Source organism: Roseomonas alba, from assembly GCF_019430885.1.
Taxonomy (GTDB): Bacteria; Pseudomonadota; Alphaproteobacteria; order Acetobacterales; family Acetobacteraceae; genus Neoroseomonas; species Neoroseomonas alba.
On the sequence record NZ_JAHYBZ010000004.1, the window covers coordinates 81,703 to 100,203 of the forward strand.

The 18,501-nt window shown below is 71.4% G+C and carries 13 protein-coding genes; 3 read left to right on the forward strand and 10 right to left on the reverse strand.

What is annotated here, in order from left to right:
* Nucleotides 1-136 precede the first annotated feature (136 nt).
* A complete protein-coding gene (locus KPL78_RS12145; protein ID WP_219763232.1) occupies nucleotides 137-949 on the reverse strand; it encodes a ferredoxin--NADP reductase in 813 nt (270 codons plus the stop codon).
* Between the two features lie 93 nt (nucleotides 950-1,042).
* Between KPL78_RS12145 and KPL78_RS12150 the strand changes: the two genes are divergently transcribed.
* Nucleotides 1,043-1,762 (forward strand): GNAT family N-acetyltransferase, encoded by a 720-nt coding sequence (locus tag KPL78_RS12150; protein WP_219763233.1) that lies wholly within the window; start codon nucleotides 1,043-1,045, stop codon nucleotides 1,760-1,762.
* A 284-nt stretch (nucleotides 1,763-2,046) separates the two neighbouring features.
* Here KPL78_RS12150 and KPL78_RS12155 read toward each other — a convergent pair whose 3' ends face one another.
* The 4 genes from KPL78_RS12155 to KPL78_RS12170 form a co-directional block, all read right to left on the reverse strand.
* Nucleotides 2,047-2,778: a hypothetical protein gene (locus tag KPL78_RS12155; protein ID WP_219763234.1), complete on the reverse strand. Its 732-nt coding sequence runs from the start codon at nucleotides 2,776-2,778 to the stop codon at nucleotides 2,047-2,049.
* A 263-nt stretch (nucleotides 2,779-3,041) separates the two neighbouring features.
* Nucleotides 3,042-5,519 (reverse strand): hypothetical protein, encoded by a 2,478-nt coding sequence (locus tag KPL78_RS12160; RefSeq protein WP_219763235.1) that lies wholly within the window; start codon nucleotides 5,517-5,519, stop codon nucleotides 3,042-3,044.
* Between the two features lie 5 nt (nucleotides 5,520-5,524).
* Nucleotides 5,525-6,067, reverse strand: a complete 543-nt coding sequence (locus KPL78_RS12165) for a hypothetical protein (RefSeq protein WP_219763236.1) — start codon at nucleotides 6,065-6,067, stop codon at nucleotides 5,525-5,527.
* A 616-nt stretch (nucleotides 6,068-6,683) separates the two neighbouring features.
* The gene (locus KPL78_RS12170) at nucleotides 6,684-9,209 is read right to left on the reverse strand and encodes a glycosyltransferase (protein WP_219763237.1); all 2,526 of its coding nucleotides are present in this window, start codon (nucleotides 9,207-9,209) and stop codon (nucleotides 6,684-6,686) included.
* A 220-nt stretch (nucleotides 9,210-9,429) separates the two neighbouring features.
* On the opposite strand from KPL78_RS12170, the gene KPL78_RS12175 reads away from it, so the two are divergent.
* Both KPL78_RS12175 and KPL78_RS12180 read left to right on the forward strand, forming a co-directional pair.
* A complete protein-coding gene (locus tag KPL78_RS12175; RefSeq protein ID WP_219763238.1) occupies nucleotides 9,430-10,269 on the forward strand; it encodes a hypothetical protein in 840 nt (279 codons plus the stop codon).
* A gap of 8 nt (nucleotides 10,270-10,277) precedes the next feature.
* The gene (locus KPL78_RS12180) at nucleotides 10,278-11,612 is read left to right on the forward strand and encodes a class I SAM-dependent methyltransferase (protein ID WP_219763239.1); all 1,335 of its coding nucleotides are present in this window, start codon (nucleotides 10,278-10,280) and stop codon (nucleotides 11,610-11,612) included.
* Nucleotides 11,613-11,923: 311 nt separating this feature from the next.
* Here KPL78_RS12180 and KPL78_RS12185 read toward each other — a convergent pair whose 3' ends face one another.
* The 5 genes from KPL78_RS12185 to KPL78_RS12205 all read right to left on the reverse strand — a co-directional run bounded on the left by KPL78_RS12185 (nucleotide 11,924) and on the right by KPL78_RS12205 (nucleotide 18,483).
* Entirely contained in the window at nucleotides 11,924-12,670 is a 747-nt protein-coding gene (locus tag KPL78_RS12185) for a hypothetical protein (RefSeq protein ID WP_219763240.1), read from the reverse strand.
* Nucleotides 12,663-13,424: a hypothetical protein gene (locus KPL78_RS12190; RefSeq protein ID WP_219763241.1), complete on the reverse strand. Its 762-nt coding sequence runs from the start codon at nucleotides 13,422-13,424 to the stop codon at nucleotides 12,663-12,665. The genes KPL78_RS12185 and KPL78_RS12190 overlap by 8 nt, the downstream gene beginning before the upstream one ends.
* A 62-nt stretch (nucleotides 13,425-13,486) precedes the next feature.
* Nucleotides 13,487-14,618 (reverse strand): peptide chain release factor 2 gene (gene prfB / locus KPL78_RS12195; protein WP_219763242.1). Its coding sequence is split into 2 segments (ribosomal slippage): nucleotides 13,487-14,548 and nucleotides 14,550-14,618, totalling 1,131 coding nucleotides; the frame shifts between segments, so codons are not numbered across the junction.
* A gap of 9 nt (nucleotides 14,619-14,627) precedes the next feature.
* A complete protein-coding gene (locus KPL78_RS12200) occupies nucleotides 14,628-17,282 on the reverse strand; it encodes a penicillin-binding protein 1A (RefSeq protein WP_219763243.1) in 2,655 nt (884 codons plus the stop codon).
* Nucleotides 17,283-17,397: 115 nt separating this feature from the next.
* Complete coding sequence (locus tag KPL78_RS12205) at nucleotides 17,398-18,483, reverse strand: N-acetylmuramoyl-L-alanine amidase family protein (protein ID WP_219763244.1); 1,086 nt, start codon at nucleotides 18,481-18,483, stop codon at nucleotides 17,398-17,400.
* Nucleotides 18,484-18,501: the final 18 nt, after the last annotated feature.

The window sequence follows — 18,501 nt, forward strand, 5'->3', positions numbered from 1 at the left end:
GCGTGCGCAGCCAGAATGCTGATTGCGTTCCGAATTTACAATCGGAACGCAACCGGGGAGGCGTTGATCTAGTGCAAGTCTTAGTGCGGCGCGGTATGGGCAGGCGTCCCGGCAACGGCGACGGGGCGGCGGCGCACTACTTCGTCACGAAGGCCTTCTCGACCACATAGGTCGCCGGGGCGTTGTTCGACCCCTCCTCGAAGCCGCGGGCCTCGAGCATCGCCTTCACGTCCCGGTTCATAGCCTCGGACCCGCAGAGCATCACGCGGTCATGCGCCGGGTCGAGCGGCGGCAGGCCGAGATCGCCGAAGATCCTACCCGATTCGATCAACGTCGTGATGCGCCCCTGATTTCGGAAGGGCTCCCGCGTCACCGACGGGTAGTAGAGCAGCTTGCCCGCGACCATCTCGCCCAGGAATTCGTGGGCCGGGAGGTCGGTCTCGAAGAGACGGCGATGGGCGAGCTCGTCCACCTGGCGGACCGTGTGCGCGACGACGACGGTATCGTAGCGTTCATAGACATCGGGTTCGCGCGCGAGGGACAGGAAGGGCGCGAGGCCGGTGCCGGTCGCCAGCAGCCACAGGGTCCGACCGGGCAGCAGGTTGTCGGTCACTAGCGTGCCGGTCGGCTTCTTCCCGATCAGCACCGTATCGCCCACCGCGACATGCTGCAGTCGCGAGGTGAGCGGTCCGTCCTGCACCTTGATGGAGAGGAATTCGAGCTCCTCCTCCCAGGTCGGGCTCGCCACCGAATAGGCGCGCACCAGCGGCTTGCCGTTCACCATCAGCCCGATCATGGCGAATTCGCCGGCGCGGAAACGGAAGGCCGGGTCGCGCGTGCAGCGGAAGGAGAAGAGCCGGTCGGTCCAATGATGGACCCAGGTGACCTTCTCCCCGAAATAGGCGGGCGGGATGACGGGCGTGGCGGCGGGGGCGGCAGCGTCGTTCATGGCGGATGTCTTGTGCTGCGGCACCGCATCGGGCGCAACAGGAATGCGCCGCGCGCGCTTGCGCCGCCCGTGACCCCGCGCTGTGCTGCGGGCATGACCGACCTTCCCGCTGGCCTGCCCTTCGACCCCGAAACCGACCCTCCGGTCGGCCCGCGTGTGGACACCACGCCGCGCCCCCTGCCCGCCCGGATCCCGCATCGCGGCGCCTCGGTCGATCTGGAGCCCCTGCATGTCCGCCACGCCACCGAGCTGTGGCAGGCCGCCCAGGCACCCGGGGCGGAGGCGTCCTGGACCTATCTCGGCTACGGCCCCTTTGCCTCCGAGGCGGCAATGCGGACGCATGTCGGGAGTTTCGCGGCGACCCACGACCCGATGGCCTGGGCGATCCGGCCGCACCGCACCGGCACGGCCGATGGCTGGCTGACCCTGATGGAGATCTTCCCCGCCCACGCGCATATCGAGATCGGCCATATCTGGTTCTCGCCCCGGATGCAGCGGACCCGCGCGGCGACCGAGGCAATGTTCATCCTGATGCGCCATGCCATGGATGATCTCGGCTACCGGCGGCTCACCTGGAAATGCAATGCGCTGAACATGCCCTCCCGCCGCGCGGCGGAACGGCTGGGCTTCACTTACGAAGGCACTTTGCGGGCAGTACTGACGGTGAAGGGGCGGCGGCGCGACACGGCCTGGTTCTCGATCCTCGCGGAGGAATGGCCGGCCCGGCGCGACGCCCTGCTGGGCTGGCTGGATGCGGCCAACTGGGACGCGCAGGGGCGGCCGAAGCAGAGCCTGTCGGCGTTCCGGCAGTAGGGCTTCCTGCGCTCACGCCGGTCCGGCGCCGGCCCACGTGCCGGCGCGGGCGTTCATCCGCCCGTCGCCGCCTTGCCGGATACGGGTATTGGCGCCCGCGGTGGGGCCGGGCGAGCAGACCCGGCCCAGCGCCCTTCCGTTCACGATGTCCTGAGTGACCCGCAAGCCCGTCATGGTCTGACCACGGGGCTCCTGTCCGGCAACGGCCGGAAGCGGAAGGGCCAGGAGGCCGGCCATGACCAGCGGCAGGCGCCCTGGCGACGCGGCGGTCACGGTTATCGGCTTCAGCCCCTGCTCAGGATGAAGGGCACCGCGCGGCTTCCTGCGCTGGCGCATGGCACGGCCTGGACGGCGAACGGAAAGCGCGCATCCGCCACCTCCAGCTGCGGGATGGTGAGGCACATCCCGGTGGAGGATTGCACCGGCGTCGCCTCCGTGGCCGTGGCGCGGGTCGTCCAGCGCGGCGATGCGGCCTGGCAGGCTTCGAGGACGAGCTGCGCCAGCCCCGGCATGCCCGGCCCCTCCAGGCCCAGGCACAAATCGGTCCGTCGCGACACGCCGAGGCTGCCATCCTGCCGCCGGACGAAGATCAGGTCCGAGGGCACGCGGCAATTGTGCAGGACGAGCTTCGCCCCGACCTCGAGCGCCCCCTCGACGCCGAGGCAGGCTTGCAACGCCGTCTCGGGGAACAGAGCCTGCCCGTTGGGTTGTGCCGCGACGGCCGCTCGCTCCGCCGCCTGCGACAGGGCACGCGCGCAGATCCTCGTCCCGGTTCCGACCCAGCAGGCGCCGCTGCGTGTCACTGGTCCGAGGCGCGTATGGGCATGCGTGGAAGCCGGGTTCTCGTTCCAGCTCGCCTCGGCGACACCGGGCGAGGTGACATTGACGTAGGCGAAATAGTCGCCTCCGCTGATCTGGAAACTCCCATCGGACTCCGGTGTGAACTGGCAGACGCCCTTGATGTAGGTCCGCCCGCCGACTGTCAGCTCGCAATCGGCCGGGCGGCTGTCAGCCATCGCTGGCGTTGCGGCGCAGGCCGCCACGATGGCCACGAGGATGGCACGGCAGTCCAGCTCACCCTCCCGTAATTACGCTCCCGGCTTATATCGCCCCGCGAGAATCTTGCAAGAACAGCAGCACTTCTTGGTTTTCTGGCGCCAGGGAGGCCTGTCCTCGGCGCCAGCCCGCACCCCCCCGGCCACCCCAATCCAGGATACTGCTGTCGGGTGGCCAAGCGGGGGTGTGGGCTGGTGCCGATCCAGCGTGCACGAGACATGCTCTAGCGACGGAATTCCGCCTGCTCCACCAGCAGCACCAGTTCCCGCCCCGTCCCCGGCTCCTTCACCCCGCCCGCGAAACTCAGCGACAGCGCATTCGCCCCGGCCCGCAGCATCAGGTCGAGCACGATCTCCCCCGCCTGCCGTAGACCGGCCCCTTCGATCGCCACATCGGTCGGCCGGCCGCCATCGACCGTCACGCGCATGGTCTGCTTCGGCACCAGGCAGCGATATCGCAATGTCAGCTGCACCGGCCCGGCCGCATTGGTCTCCACCACCAGGCTGGCCTGGCGAGCCACCAGCCAGCGCACCCCGGCCGGCACGCCGATGTCGGGGAAGGGTCCCTCGGTCGGGCCGATGCCCTTGGAGAGGTCCCAGCGCAGCCGGGGCCCGGCCGCCGGCGGTGGCGGTGACGGAGGCGCGGGCGACGGATCGGCCGGCAGCGCCGATCCCCGATCGGCCGCCGTCGCCGGGCGGGTGGTGCCGGCCAGGGCATGGGCCTCGGCCGCGATCAGCGTGACCGCCGGGCCTGGCTCGGCCACGAGTTCGAAAGTGGCCTGCTCGCCCCCACCCCGCAGCACCGCCGGAGGCAACAGCGCAGTGCCGAGCCAGGCGGCCTCTTCTTCGGGCGTCACGCGCAGCCGCGCCACCGCACCGCCCAGATGCAGCGCGACCACGGGCGGCGCCTCCCCACCCATGCAACGCAGGCGGAAGGCGAGCACGACAGGCCGGTTCGGTATCGCCGCCAATTCCCCGACGACGCCCGGCGCCAGCGGCCAGCCACCCTCGGGCGCCGGCGACGTGGTGATGCGCAGCGCGGGCAGCAGCATCGGGTCCTTGGTCCCGATCCCGCCATCGGCCACCGGCCCCAGCGTCATCCCGGCCACCAGCACACCCAGGTCGCGGGCATCGTTCTGCGGGCGATAGGTGTAAGGCAGGCGCAGCTTCAGCTCGATGCGCGGCCGCGCCCGTCCGGGCCCGGGCCCGCGCAGGGTCAGCCGCGCGCCGCGGCCATCCCGCCGCCAGCTCTGCGTCACCTCCATGTCCCCTGCCTGCGCCGCGATGCGGTCGAGCTGATCCGCGCCGAAAAAGGATGCGATGGCGATGTCGAGCTCCCACCCCTCCTCGAAGGGCCAGTCGAAGGCGATGACCGGTTCCTGCACGGCCCAGCGCATGGCCCGGCCCTCCACCGTCTCCGGCCGGTGCCAACCGCCTTCGAGCTTCGCGAGGTCAATGGCGAGGCTGCGCGGCCGCGCGACCAGGCTCGCCGCCGCCTTGTGCCGCACCCAGAGGGCGGCGACCTGGTCGATCAGCGCCGCCGCGCCATTGGCCGCGCGGTAGCGCACCGAGGCCCCCGCCGATCGCGCGGCCAGTTCCCCGATCCGCGGCAGCGCCGCCGCAAAGCCATCCGCGATGGCGGCCGCGCTGTGGTCGGCATAGGCGACATGGCCCGCGCCCCAATGCCGCGCCTCGTTCTCCAGCCATGTGCCGGCCGGCACCACCACCGGCGTGCCGAGGCTGATCGCCTCCCACAGCACGCCCGAGGATTTCCGCCGGTAGAGCACCGGGTCATAGGGAAACAGCGCGATGCCCACGCCGCGCGCGAGCGCGAGATAGGTCTCCGGCGCCAGCCTGCCGCCCGCGAGTTCCAGCGACGGCACCGAGGGTGCCAGCGAGGCCAGTGCCTCCGCCGCCGCCTTGGCCTGGCCCCAGGCGGACCCCGCATTCACATGCGCCACCCAGCGCCACTGCGGATGCGCGGCCGCAAGGCGCGGCACCAGATCCGGCAGCAGCGCAATGCCCTTGTCCGCGCGCGCATCGCCGGCGAACAGCAGTGCGCGGTGCGGGGCGGTGGCCGGCGAACCCGGCTCCGGCCGGATCGGCAGCGGATGCGGCGGGATCGGCCGGCCGAACAGGGCACTGAACTCGGTCGCGTGCTGGCCGCCGCTGGCAAACAGGTGGACCGGCGGCCCCTCCTCCTGCGCTGCGCGTTCCGCCAGGCGGTAGAACAGCGCTCGCAGCGGGTCCTCGACCACCTCCCGTCCCAGCGCATCCACCGCGACGCCCGAGGGAAACATCAGGTGCAGCAGGAACAGCGGCGCCTCGACCGGGTCGAAGCCCTTCATCCAGCCGATATAGCCGGCAAGGTGGTTCTCGGTGGCGGTCGGCACCAGCACCGCATTGCCCGGCCCGAATTCCGACCGCGGCAGCAGCGCGAGTTCCGCCTGCAGCAGGTCGTTGAAGTGGCGCCAATCGTCCATGGCGCCGGTGACCGGGTCGTCATGCAGCTTCGCGTAGGTGCTGGCGGTGAAGTGCGGCAGGATGCGCACCCCCTCGAAGGCCGGCGCGGCGAAGCGGCGATGGGCGATGATGGTCACGGCCTCGCCACGCGCCCGCGCCTCCCGCGCGATCGCCATGTCATAGGCCAGGTGGTGCCCGGCTTCGCCTTCGAGGTTCGGATCGAGGATGACGAGGGCCATGGGACCTATTCGGTGAGGGCGGCGACGAAGGCGCCAAGGGCAGGGCTGCGCGCCAGTGGATGACGCGCGCAATGGACCAGCAGCGCGGCGACGGCCTGGTGGGTCTCCGGCGCATCCCGGGCCGCGAGCAGCATCTCCGCCGCCACGCCCAACGCCGTGTCGAGCGCCTGCGCGGCCAGCGCGGCATCGATGCGCGCCTGCCCGGCAGCTAGGGCATAGGCCGGCCGACGCAGCGGCGCCCGGATGGCGCGCGGCGCGAGCAGCGCGAGCGCAGGCGATGCCGCGAAGCGCGGCTGGAACACGGCACGCGCACGATGCGGCGCCGCGGGTGCGGCGATGGTGATCGACACGCCGGGCACGGTCTCGACAGCCAGGAAGGCAGCGCCCGGCAGGGCGACGAAAGCCCGCCGGTCCGGCAGCAGATGCGCGGCGGTGGCGTCGGCCCAGCCCTCGGCGGTGATGGCGACGGCACCCGCGCCGGGGGCAAGGATCGTCGCGACGACACCCTGCGGAGCCGCACGCCAGGGGAGGTCGAGAATACGGGTCACGCGTGATGCCGAAGGGGCATTGCCCCATGGACGCGGAGAGGCGGTGGGGACCCATCGGAGGCCCGCAGGCCTTGCGGACCGGTCCTGTTCTTTCGCTGGGGAACCGAGAGGGGCTTTGCCCCTCTCGGACTCACCCCACCAAAGGCCGAAAGGCCTTTGCAAACCTCAACTTGGCGCGGCGCACCACCGGCAGAACAACGCCGGAACCCGCCCTTGCGCCCGCAAGGCGCTCGGTGAGGGCAGCAAGGCCGTCGCGCCCGGCACCCGAAGACTGCAGTCCGGGATGCCCGGCTTTCAGGGGCCCGATTGATCTGGCCCTGCGGGGTGAATGCGAACCCGGCCAGGATGGTTTGGACGGACAAAGCTGCTCCAACCGCGACGGCGCCAATGGCCGGTTTACCAGGAAGACCCTGGAAAGCCTCGCCCCCGCGCCAGGCGCGGTCACGGCGCTCAAGGCTTTGACCGAGGGAATCGGGCCGCCGGCGCACATCGCTCCGCACGCCCCGCGACGCGCTGACGCAACGGTCCCGCCCACCGCCAGGTATCGGTTTCCAAAGGCCCTGCGGCCTTTGGTGGGGAGGGGCAAAGCCCCTCCCCGGCCTGTCATGCCCGACCCTCACGACCCCAACCCCGCATACACCGCCGCGTGCAGCGCCCCGACCCGCCGCCAGTCCAGTGCTTCCGCCCGCGCCCGCGCCGCCCGCCCCAATGCCGCCGCCACGGTGGGATCGGCCGCGAGGCCCAGCACCGCATCCGCCAAGCCCCGCGCATCCCCGCGCGGCACCAGCCGTGCTGTGTCCCCCGTCATTTCCGCAACGCCGCCGACATCAGTGCTGACCACGGGCCGACCGCAGGCCAGGGCTTCCAGGATCGCGTTGTTGGCCGTGGCGTCGTGAAGCGGCAGCAGCAGGGCATCCGTGTCGCGGAAGGCCTGGCGCAGGGCTTCGTCGGTCAACCCGGCCTCGACGATTACGCCGGGCGGCGTGTCGGGCGGCGGGTTGGGCGTGATCAGGCGCAGCCGTGCATCGAGGCCCGCCTGGCGCAGCAGGGTCAGGGCGGCAAATGCGCTGGCGTGGTCGCGCAGCCAATGACCGACCGAGAGAAGCCGGAAACCGTCACCCGGCGCGCGCGGCCCGGGCGTGAAGAAATCGGTGTCGATGCCGTGCGGGACGACGTGGATGCGTGCGGGATCGACATGGTCGGCGAAGGCGGGCCGCTGGGCTTCGCAGAGCAGGATCACGGCATCCAGCGCGCCGAGCAGCGATGCGTTCAGCATGCGGCCCAGCACGGCGGCGGGCTGGTGGAAAGTCGCCGCCATGGCCGGGCGCTTCCCGCCGGCGAAGAGCCAGCCCGGCAGCCGCGGCAGCAGCCATAGGGAAAGCTCGCCATCCACGGCGTGGATGATGTCCGCGGGTGTCGCGGCACAGGCCGCGAGCAGTTCGGCCTCGGCGAGCCAGGCGTTGCCCTGCTGGCCGAAGGCCTGGGCACCGAGCAGCCGGCCCCAGGCGCGGTAATCCTCGGCGCGCTCGCCGGCCAGTGCGGCGCCGAGCGGCGTCGCGCGGATCTCGGCGTCGATGCCGGCGGGCAGATGGCGCAGGAACTGATAGGGGCCGGAACGCGCCCCGTGATGGATGTGGCGCGTATGCAGGGCGAGCAGCCGCCGTGTCCCGGGCGCCGCCGGTTCGGGCGGCGGCACGGTGAGGCCGGCCACCGCCTCGCCCCCTTCCCGGCGCAGCAGCAGGTTCGCCGGGAAGCGCAGGAAGGCCGCGCCGGGCCGGGCCGAGACCGGCACCGGCGCCCGCCCGAAGGCGTGCAGTGCGCGGGCATGCGTCGCGACATCGGGCGCGGTCAGGTGCTGCGGCGGGGCGATGTCCTCATACAGCGCGGCGAGCTGCGCGCCGATCACCGGCAGCGCGTTCTCGGCCTCGACCTGCGCGCGGGCGCTCGCGCGCAGCCCGACATCGCCGTGATGCTGCGCGACGAAGCGCAACAGCGTCGCGGCCAGCGCCTCGGCCTCGGCGGCGGGGGCGACGAGGCCGCTCGTCCCCTCGCGCACCATTTCCGGCAGGCCGCCGACCGGCGTGACGAGACAGGGCGTGCCGCAGGCCAGCGCCTCCAGCGTGATGTTGGGGTAATTGTCCTCGAGCGAGGGAATGCAGGCGAGGTCGGCCGCGCCCAGGATGTCGGCGAGCACCGCATCGTCGCTCACCTCCCCGAAGGCGAGGGTCGTCAGCCCCTCCCAGCCCGGCAGCGGAGAACGGCCGAAACCCGCCAGGGCCAGGCGCGCGCCGGGCGCCAGCGCGGCGGCGAGGCGGCCATCCTCATGCAGCCGGCGCAGCGCCTCGATGAGGATGGCGCCACCCTTGCGCCGCTCGCGATTGTCGAAGGCGCCAAGGACCAGCAGCAGGTCGTCCGGGCCGATGCCGAAGGCGGCGCGCAGCGCCGCGCGGTCGGCGCGCGGGGCGAAGGCCTCGGTCTCGATCGGATTGGGAATGACGGCGATGCGGCAGCCGCCGAGGATCGCGCTCTCCGCCGCCCGCGCGGCCATCCAGCGCGAGGGCGCGACCACCACCGGCCCCGGCGCGGACCAGGCCGCGCGCTTCTCGGTGAAGGCGTTTGGCACCAGCGACCAGGCATCATGAAGCTGCGGGCAGGTCAGGCAGGCGCTGCGATACTGCTCGCAGCCCGCCGGATAATGGCACCCGCCCGTCATCGGCCAGAGGTCGTGCAGCGTCCAGACCACCGCGCGGCCGCTGGCGAGCCAGCGCCGCAGCAGCGCCGGCGGCATCGACCACGATGTCCAGTGCAAATGCAGGATGTCCGCAGCGGCAATCAGCGCCTGACGATCGAGCGCGAGGCCCGGATGCGCCATGGACAGCAGCGTGTTCGTCGCATCGCTGCGCGCGGTCTGAAGCACGCCCCACTGCACGCGGTCCCGCAGCACGGCGGCGAGGGCCGCCTCGGCCGGATCCTCCGCGGCGGTCGGCTGCAGCACCACGTCGTCGGGGGCCGAGGCTTCGCCCTCGGCGAAGGTGAAGGCCGACAACAGCCCGGCCGAACGCGCCGCAAGATGCGCCCGGCGTCCTGCGCGCCCCGCGCCGCCGGCAGCACCCGTGCTGAGATGGACGACGGTCCTTGCCAAGCCAGAGGCCCCGCTTTCCCCGAATCCGCGGCCCCGGTCGCACCGCACCGCATCCGCGCATATCGCGGGTGCAGCACCACGGGCCCTAACCTCCCGGGCCGACCGGCGTCAAGCGGCGGCCGGTGCTTCCGCTGCCGCCGGTGCCATGCGATCCTGTGACGCTTTGTTCACCAGCGGGGCCGTGCCGGACGTCGCGCGGGCCGTCACCTCGGGAGACACCGTGTTGAAACTGCCGGAGACCCTCGCCGCGCGCACCATCGTCACCATCGCGACCCAACGCAGCGGGACCAAGGCCTTCGCGCAGTCGCTGAACAGCGGGGAACTGGTGCGTTCCGCCTACGAGATCTTCCTGCCCAACAATCCGGCCGGCAGCATCACCCGCGCCTTCGTCGCGCATCTCGGCAAGAATCCCGACTTCGCCTTCTCGCCCGAGGAGCTGAACGCCTTCCTCGATGAATTCTTCACGACGCTGCACGGGTCGACCGACCGCGACTGGCTGCACTTCGACGTGATGTACGACAATCTCGGCGTGCTCTCGACGCTATGGACCTACCCGATCGGGCTGCCGTGGCGGAACTTCCTGATGGGGTATTTCCGCTCCCGCGGCTTCCTCGTGCTGCATTTGGTGCGCGAGGACATCCTGGAATGCTTCGCAAGCAACATCATCGCGCAGACGCGCAACCTCTATCACACCGACAAGGACATCGGCGGACAGGAGGAAGCGCCGATCACGCTCGATCCCGAACGCGCGCTGCACTACGTGATGCCGGTGATGCGCACGCGCGAGCTGGTGCGCGAGGCCTTCCGCCCCAGCAAGCGCTGCATCGAGCTGACCTATCCGCACTTCATCGACGGCGACCGCATCGCCGAGGCCGCGGTGCAGAAGATCGCCGCCGCGATGGGCCTCAGCGCCGAAGATGCGGCGCGCCTTTTCGGCCCCATCCGCATGCGGCCCACCGCACCCGACAAGCGCAGGCTGATCAGCAATTACGACGAGGTCGCCGCCCATCTTGCGCCGTCGCTGGCGAAGCTCGCGGAACCACGCGGGCCGCGCTGGTAGGCGCCGCCATGGACAGCCTGCTCGCGGCGACGCTGGCGGCCGTCAATCCGGCCGGCTGGCCGGTGCGCCGGATCGACCGGCCGGGCCCGCCGCCGGCGGCCGACGGCCCAGCGATCCTGATCATCCCCGACTCGAACGACCCGGCCTTCGATCGCACCCGGCGCGGCCTCGTCGAGATCGGCGTGATCGGCGGCCCGCATCCGGTCTGGATCGGCGCGACCGAGCCCCCGCCCCTGCCGGCCGGCGACAACGGCGCGCTCGTCATCTCCTTCTACACGCGCGCCACCCGCTACGAGGCCTTCGCGGAAAGGCTGCGCGAGAGCCTCGACCGCCAGGGCGTGGGCTACGAACTCATCGGCCTCGACGTGCCTGGCACCTGGGAGATGGTCTGCGCCTTCAAGGCCGAATTCATCCGCGAGCAATGGGGCCGAACCGACCGGCCCGTCATCTGGCTCGACGCCGATGCGACGCTGGTGGCGCCCCTCGGGCTGCTTGCGGCGCCGGGGGTCGATTTCGCCATCGCCAAGCATGGCGGCTGGAAATTCTCGGCCGGCTCCATCTTGTTCGGCCGCAGCGCCGCGGCCGAGGCATTGCTGGACCGCTGGGTGCTGCGCTGCCGGGCCGACCCCCTGATGTGGGACCAGAACCACCTGGACGCGGCCTGGGCGGATGTCTCGGCCGCCATGCCGCTGGTCACGCGCTGGCTGCCGCCGAGCTACTTCGCCATCTGGGACAGTTACGACGCCGCCCGGTTCGGGCCGCCCGTGGTGATGCAGCACCAGGCCTCCCGCGGCGAGGCCGGCGCGGGACGCAAGAAGGAAGCGCCGCCCCCACAGCCGGAAGAGTTGCGCAATGACCGGCGCAACAGCCGCTGGCGGCGCGGCGACGAAAGCCGGTTCAACGGCGTGCCGGAACGCGCGCCGGTTTCACCATCCCTGGGCCGGCAGATTCTCCGGCTGGCCGAGGGCGGGCTGCCGCTGGTCGACATCGGGTGTGGCGCCGGTGACTTGGCCCGCAGCTTTCCCCCTGGCAGCTATATCGGCGCCGACACGCGGCCCGAGGCGCTCCTCGCCGCCCGCAGCGCCATGCCCGATCGGACCTGGCGTGTGCTGATGGAGGAATACCCCTTCCCGGCCGGAGGCTCCGTGCTGCTGCTGGATCTGCTCGGCCAGGTCGGCGCCGCGGCACAGGCGGAAATCCTGGCGCGCGCCGCAGCCGCCGCACCACGGCTGATCCTGTGCGACCGGCCAGGGCTCGCCGAGGTCTGCACCGCCGCCGGATGGCGGGTGGTGTCACAGGAGGCGGCGGAAGACGGACGCGACGCGGTGGTGCTGAACCGGTGAGGTCCGGAGAGGGGCGCCGCCCCTCTCCGGACCTCACCCCGCCAAAGGCCGAAAGGCCTTTGGAAACCTCGATTTGCCGCTCGGCGCCACTGTCGGAATCAGGGCGAAGCACGCTCCTGCGCACCAGGCCGGCCGAAAGGGGAACGGAATCCCCGCGCCTCACCATGCCAAGCGACGGTTTCCGAAGGTCGTGGGCGATGGGTTCCCGAGGACTTGCGTGGCGACATCCTCAGCATGCCATGACGGGGTGGATTGGAGAGGCAACGCCTTTCCCGTCCCGCCCGCCACCACGATCAGCGGGGCGACGCCGCTTACGGCGCTGCCTCGCCCTCGTCTGCCTCCGTGTCCTCGGTCGGCCCGGCCTGCAACCGCCGCACCACCGTATCGTGGCGGCGCAACCGCAGCGCCACCTCGTCCAGGATCGGCCCGGCGACGCCGTCCAGTTCGGCGATGCGCGCGACGCGGCGGAACAGGTTGTCGATCATGTCGCCGCCCGGCTTGAACACGGTCATGCCATCGAACAGTTCGACGCCCCGCGGTCCGCGTGGCCGCTCGCCGACCGACGCCCGGCGGCGCTCGGTCTCCGCCAGTTTGGCGAGGTTCGCCAGCACCGTGCCGTTCAGCGCGACGGCTCGCTGCGTCGGCGTCTCCCCGAAATCGACCAGCGTGTCACAGGCCGACACCAGCCAGCGCAGCGACAGCTCCCGACGGAGGAAATCGCACTCCTCCCGCCACAGGCGCAGATAGAGCGGCAGGAAATGCGCGACCGCCACCTTGCGCCGCAACGCCACGACGAAGCCTGCGTGCAGCGGCAGCAGCTCGCTGCGGCCGACGAACTCGCTGCGCAACTCGTTCATATGGTCGAAGAAGTCGGCGCGGCGCCCGCCGAAGACGGCGCGGCGGCGCTCCCCACGCGTGAAGGCGTTCTCGACCGCCGCGACGGGCATGTCCCGTAGGGCGGCGAAATCGATGTCGCTCGCGGCGAAGGCGCGAGGGTCGCGCCGGGACGATGTGCTGACCCCGTCGCGCGGCCTGGCGGGGTCCGGCGCCTCAGCCAAGGGATCCGACGTCGCGCAGCGCCTCGGCAAGGCCCGAACCGCCTTCCACGGCCCAGTTCGGCCGGCGGATCGCTGCCAGCGTCTCCCGCACCAGAGCGCCGTTCTGGAAGGCAGAGACGACATCCCAGCCACCCTGCTTGACCAGACGGCTCGACATCTCGAACGCGCCGGTCACCCCGGCATGCCGCGCGACGTTGCGCAGCATCAGTGGATCGAGCAGGTCGATATAGTTCAGCGGCAGGAAGGGCTTGCCCGCGGCATCGAGGCTGGTCGTCACCTCGTCGTAGAAGGTGCGGAAGGCGTCGCGCGCACCATGGAAGCGCTTCGGCTCGAACCACAGTGGCTCGGCCTCGACCGCTGCCCGGCCTTCGGTCTGCGCCCAGACCCCGGTCTGCGTGGCGCGGAGCTGGGAGGCGTGCACGGCGAGGAAATTCGGCCGGAACAGCACGATGCAGCGCCAGGCCGGATCGGCGATGATGCGCTCGCGCACCGCCGGTGCATGGTTCGGCAGCAGCTTCACGCCAAGGATCGGCGTCGTACACTCCCGCGTCAGGCGATCGAGGAAGCCCTGCGGATCGGCGTCTCGCTCGGCTTTCAGCGCGTCGCGCCGGCCGCTCGCCAGATGCACGGCGGCGGGGTTGAAGGGTTCCGGATGGAAGGTGACGCCAGGGATCGAATCCAGGCTGCTCACCAGGAAATTCGTACCCGTCCTCTGGTAGCCGAAGATGGCGATGCGGTGCTGGGGAAGCGGCACGGACGCGGACCCTTCAGCCGATGGCGGCGCGTTCGCGGCACGGCACCGCGACACGCCCGGGATCAACGCGCCGCCGCACTCGCTTCGGACCGCGTCGCGCCGACACGCTGGGCAAGCGCGGCGGCCATGAACTCATCCAGGTCCCCATCCAGCACCGCGTCGGGGTTGCCCTTCTCCACGCTGGTGCGCAGGTCCTTCACCATCTGGTACGGCTGCAGGACGTAGGACCGGATCTGGTGGCCCCAGCCGATGTCGGTCTTGCCGGCCTCGACCGCGTCGCTCACCGCCTCGCGCTTGCGCAGCTCCAGCTCATAGAGCCGGGCCTTCAGCATCTCCATCGCGATGGCGCGGTTGCGGTGCTGGCTGCGGTCCTGGGTGGACGCCGCGATGATGCCGGTCGGGATATGCGTGAAGCGCACGCCCGATTCCGTCTTGTTGACGTGCTGCCCGCCGGCGCCCGAGGCGCGGAAGGTGTCGGTCTTCAGGTCGGCCGGGTTGATCTCGATCTCGATCTTGTCGTCGATCACCGGATAGACATAGACGCTGGCGAAGGAGGTCTGCCGCCGCGCCGCCGCGTCGAAGGGGCTGATGCGCACCAGCCGGTGCACGCCGCTCTCGGTCTTGAGCCAGCCATAGGCGTTGGGCCCACTCACCTGCACGGTCGCCGACTTGATGCCGGCCTGCTCGCCTTCGGACTGCTCCGTCAGCGTCACCTTGTAGCCGCGCCGCTCGGCCCAGCGCATGTACATGCGCAGCAGCATCTGGGCCCAGTCCTGGGCCTCGGTACCGCCAGCACCCGCATTGACTTCCAGATAGGCGTCGTTGGCATCGGCCTCGCCGGACAGCAGGCTCTCGATCTCGAGCCGCTTGGCCTCGGCGGCGAAGCCTTCGAGGTCGGCGACAGCAGCATCGATGGTGGCCTCGTCTCCCTCGGCTTCCGCGAGTTCGATCAGGCCGAGCGCGTCGGCGACGTCACGTTCGAGCTTCTGGACACCTTCCACCTGGCCGGCCAGCCGCCCGCGTTCGCGCATCACGCGACCGGCTTCGGCGGCATCGTTCCACAGCGTCGGGTCTTCGGCGCGGGCGTTCAGTTCTTCGAGGCGGCGAACGGCGACATCCCAGTCAAAGATGCCTCCTCAGCAGGGACACCGAAGCGGTGATCTGCTCGTTCAGGGATTCTGCTTCAGCTCGCATGGGACGCGCTCAATAGAGGCCGCCCAGGCTGCTGTCGAGGCCGGTTGCGGTGCCGCCGCCGCCGCCATCCCCGCCGCTGCTGCCCGCACCCCAGCGCCGGGCGGCATTCTCGGTGCCGGGGCGGAAGGCTTCGAGAATCGAGCCATTGCCGACATTGATGCGCACCAGCGCCACGCCCGGCGGCGCGCGGAACGGTACGGCCGGACTGTCGCGCAGCGCGGCGGCGAGCACGTCGTGGAAGATCGGCGCGGCATTGCCGCCGCCCGTCTCGCCGCTCCCCAGGGTGCGCGGCTCGTCGTAGCCCATCCACACCGCGATCACGATGTCGGGGGTGAAGCCGACGAACCAATTGTCCTTGTAGTCGTCGGTCGTGCCGGTCTTGCCCGCGATCGGGCGGTTCAGCCCCGCCCCGGCGCGCGTGCCGGTGCCGCGCTGGACCACGCCCTGCAGCAGCGAGACCATCTGGTACGCCGAGATCGGGTCGGTCGCCTGGTGCCGCTGCGGCCGCCCGGCCGCATCCGACGCATCCGCCGGCGCCTCGGGCGGGAAGACGAGGTCCGGCGGCCCGCCCTCCACTGCCGGCGCGGCGCAGGTCGCGCAGACGCGGCGGTCCGCGCGCCAGATCACCCGGCCGCGCCGGTCCTGCACGGAATCGATCAGGGTCGGCGGATTGTAGACACCTCCATTGACGAAGGCCGCGTAGCCCGCCGCCATGCGCAGCACCGTCGTCTCACCCGCGCCGAGCGACAGGGCGAGGTAGCGCGGCATGTTGTCGATCACGCCGAAGCGATGCGCGGAATCCGCGACCGCATCCATCCCGACCTGCTGCGCCACGCGCACGGTGACGAGGTTGAGGCTGCGTTCCAGCGCCTGGCGCATGGTCACCCAGCCATTGGCCTGGCCGGCGGTGTAGTTCTGCGGCCGCCACAGCCGCCCGCCCGACATCACCTCGATCGGTTCGTCGAGCAGTTCCGTGTTCGGCGGCACGCCCTGCTCCAGGGCGTTGATGTAGACGAAGGGCTTGAACGAGGAACCGGGCTGCCGCTGCGCCTGGGTCGCGCGGTTGAACCAGGACCGCTCGAAGGACCAGCCGCCCACCATGGCGAGCACGCGGCCCGTCTGCGGGTCGAGCGCGACCACCGCACCCTCGACCTGCGGCATCTGGCGCAGCTCCAGCCGCTCCGGCCGCGCCGAGCGGCCCTGGGCGGCCAGTTGCGTCGGCATCTGCTCGACGAACACCACGTCGCCGACGCTGACGACCTGGTTCATGCGGGAGGGCTGGCCACCCACGATCCGGCCGTCGCGCGCCGCGCGCGCCCAGGACAGGTCCTGCACATACATCCGCCCGGTCTGCGCCTGTGGCGCGCCCCGGCCGCCATCGCCGCGCTCAACCCAGCCGAGCGTCGCGTCAGTCCCGCGTACCTCGAGCACGACGGCGAGCTTCCACTCGGGCAGGCCGCCGGCCGGACGCTGGAAGCCCTCGAGCGCGGGCATCCATTCCGTCGTCCCGGCGGGAATGGTGCCGAGCGCCCCCCGCCAGCCGCCACGCCGGCGGTCATAGGCGACCAGCCCGTCGCGCAGCGCCTTCTCGGCCGCGGTCTGCAAGGCGGGTTCGAGGCTGGTGCGCACCACCAGCCCGCCCATCGTCGTCTGCTCCGCGCCGAAGCGCTGGATCAGTTCGCGGCGGACTTCCTCAGTGAAGTGCTGGCCGACGGCCACGACCTCGGGCCGGCGGGACGGCCGCGGGACAATCGGCTCCGCCTTGGCGTAGCGCGCTTCCTCATGGGTGATGTAGCCGTCCTCGGCCATGCGATCGAGCACCCAGTCGCGCCGGGCGCGCGCCGCATCGGGGAAGCGCAGCGGGTTGTAGTTGTTGGGTGCCTTGGGCAGGGCGGCGAGGAAGGCCATTTCGGCCACCGTCAGCTCGTCGAGCCCCTTGTTGAAATAGGCCTGGGCGGCCGCGGCCACGCCATAGGCGGATTGGCCGAGGAAAATCTCGTTCAGGTAGAGTTCGAGAATACGGTCCTTGGACAGCGCCTGCTCCAGGCGCACGGCGAGGATCGCCTCACGCACCTTGCGCATGAGGGAGCGTTCGTTGCCCACCAGCATGTTCTTGGCGACCTGCTGGGTGATGGTCGAGGCACCGCCCATGCGCCGGCCCGACCCGTAATTCTCCGCCGCCGTCAGCAGGGCGCGCCCGATGCCGAGCGGATCGACGCCGGCATGTTCCCAGAAGCGCTGATCCTCGGCCGAGACGAAAGCCTGCTGCAGACGCTGCGGGATGGCCTCGATCGGCACGAAGATGCGGCGCTCGGTGGCCAGTTCCGCGGTCAGGCGGCTGTCGGCCGCGTAGATGCGGCTCATCTGCGGCGGGTCGTAATCGGCCAGCCAGCGATAATCGGGCAGTTCCTGCGCGATCTGGTGATAGACCCCGTAGCCCGCGACGGCCGCGATCAGCCCGCCGCCCACCACCAGGACCGTGAGGGCCCCGAGCGCGCCGCGCCGCCGGCGCCGCCGCCTCGCCTTCGCGGCATTGTCGCGGCCCTTGGGGGGCGTGCCCTCCGGCTCGGAGGAGGGATTGGGAGCCGCACCGGGCGCCCCGCCACGCCGCGTGGTGCGGCGAGGATCGAGCGGGACGTCGGCACGGAGATCAGGAGAGCTCATCGCGGAAGCAATACACCGGAGCGCGCCGAGGGGCGACACTTGCTGGAACCGGTAGGTGGGCGGGCGCTGCGCCGCACGCAATGGGTCGGAAGCGGCCTGGGCCGACCCGGCAGGGTCACCCGGCCTGGGCCTGCAACGGTGTCGAATCGAGCCATTGCTTCACCGCCCGCGACAAAGCGAGGGTCAGCCGCGCCCTGTGACTGGCCTGCTGCAAGGCCGCCTCGTCGCGCGGGTCGGACAGGAAGCCGAGTTCGACCAGCGCCGAGGGGATCTCCGGCGATTTCAGCACGACGAAGGCGGCCTCGCGATGCGTGTTGGGCAGGAGCTGCACCTGCTCGCCCAGTTCCCGCACCGCATGGCGCGCGAGGCGCGATGAGCCGGCCCGCGTCTCCTGCCGCATCAGGCTCAGCAGGATGCGCTGCACATCGGGGCTGACCGAAGGCAGGCGCAACCCGCCCGCGAGGTCGGCGCGGTTCTCGCGCCGGGCCAGCGCCTCGGACATCGCATCGGAAGCCGTCTCCGAAAGTGTATAGACCGAGGCGCCGCGGGCGCCCGGTGCGCTGTCCGCATGGATGGACAGAAACAGCGCGGCCTCCCGCCGGCGGGCGAACTCGACCCGGTCTGCGAGGGGGACGAAGACGTCGCGCGTGCGCGTCAGCACCACCCGGCAGCTTCGCATCGCCTCGAGCCGGCGCTTCAGTTCCAGCGCGGTGGCCAGAACGATCCGTTTCTCATGCACCCCAGTGGCGCCGATCGCCCCCGGGTCGCGGCCGCCATGACCGGGATCGAGCACCACCAGCGGCAGCGGACCGGTGCCGCGCGCGGTGCCGGCAAGTATCTCGCGCCCCGCCCGAACCGCCGCGGCATAGCGGGAGGCCTGGACCGGGCTGATATCGATCACGATATGGCCCGCCTGCGCCGGCCCAGGCCGCGCGAGCGCTGGCCGCGCGAGGTCCACCAGCAAGGCGTCGTCCGCGGCGACATATCGCATTCCGCTGACCGGCCCCGTGCCGCGCAAGTTTGCCCCGCCGCGCCAGGTACTGCCGGGCAAGGCCAGGACGAGGCGGGTCGGGCTGGCCTCGGCACGGAGGGTCCAACGCTGCTCGCCCTGGACGGCGATGACCAGACGCGCACGATCGCCCACGCCGGCCAGGCTGGCGTCGGTCAGGCTGGCCGCGCGCAACGGCGACGCGGCAGCCATCAGGCCGAACCCCAAAAG

Bases quoted from the DNA above. Each gene is read 5' to 3' on its own strand.
- KPL78_RS12155 (WP_219763234.1), bottom strand. From the start codon at position 2,778: ATGGCTGACAGCCGCCCGGCCGATTGCGAGCTGACAGTCGGCGGGCGG.
- KPL78_RS12205 (WP_219763244.1), bottom strand. From the start codon at position 18,483: ATGGCTGCCGCGTCGCCGTTGCGCGCGGCCAGCCTGACCGACGCCAGC.
- KPL78_RS12150 (WP_219763233.1), top strand. From the start codon at position 1,043: ATGACCGACCTTCCCGCTGGCCTGCCCTTCGACCCCGAAACCGACCCT.
- KPL78_RS12160 (WP_219763235.1), bottom strand. From the start codon at position 5,519: ATGGCCCTCGTCATCCTCGATCCGAACCTCGAAGGCGAAGCCGGGCAC.
- KPL78_RS12145 (WP_219763232.1), bottom strand. From the start codon at position 949: ATGAACGACGCTGCCGCCCCCGCCGCCACGCCCGTCATCCCGCCCGCC.
- KPL78_RS12200 (WP_219763243.1), bottom strand. From the start codon at position 17,282: ATGAGCTCTCCTGATCTCCGTGCCGACGTCCCGCTCGATCCTCGCCGC.
- KPL78_RS12180 (WP_219763239.1), top strand. From the start codon at position 10,278: ATGGACAGCCTGCTCGCGGCGACGCTGGCGGCCGTCAATCCGGCCGGC.